Here is a 695-nt window from a genome sequence, read left to right as displayed (position 1 = left end):
TCTTTTGGTGGTAACAAGCTACTTAACGGTACTCACGGTACTAAATCATTCCAAATCGGTGCGGATAACGGTGAAGCGGTAATGCTTCAACTGAAAGACATGCGCTCTGATAACGCTCAGATGGGTGGTAAGAGCTACCAAACTGAGAACGCTAAAGACAAAGACTGGAACGTTCAAGCGGGTTCAAACGACCTAAAACTGTCGTTCACAGATAACTTTGGTCAAGCACAAGAGATCGACATCAACGCAAAAGCGGGTGACGACATCGAAGAGCTAGCGACTTACATCAACGGTCAACAAGATTCTGTGAAAGCGTCTGTAACTGAAGACGGTAAGCTACAAATGTTCACTGGTAACAACAAAGTGAGCGGCGATGTTTCTTTCTCTGGTGGTCTTGCTGGCGAGCTAGGCATTCAAGCGGGTAAAGACGTAACCGTTGATACTATCGACGTAACGTCTGTTGGCGGCGCACAAGAGTCTGTAGCTGTAATCGATGCTGCACTTAAGTACGTAGACAGCCACCGTGCAGAACTGGGTGCTTTCCAAAACCGTTTCGACCACGCAATCAGCAACTTAGACAACATTAACGAAAACGTTAATGCATCTAAGAGCCGTATTAAAGATACCGATTTCGCGAAAGAAACGACTCAGATGACTAAGTCTCAGATCCTTTCTCAAGCTTCAAGCTCGATTCT

1 protein-coding gene is annotated in these 695 nt (G+C 45.8%); it reads left to right on the top strand.

The genetic code is table 11. The features are described from left to right. Positions 1-695, top strand: a 695-nt coding sequence (locus F0251_RS24310; protein WP_171731990.1) for a flagellin, incomplete at both ends; no start/stop codon positions are given.

This window comes from Vibrio sp. 070316B (assembly GCF_013114115.1).
In the GTDB taxonomy this organism is placed as follows: domain Bacteria; phylum Pseudomonadota; class Gammaproteobacteria; order Enterobacterales; family Vibrionaceae; genus Vibrio; species Vibrio chagasii_B.
The sequence above is the reverse complement of the archived record's forward strand: the minus strand, read 5'-3'. Positions and strand labels throughout refer to the sequence as shown.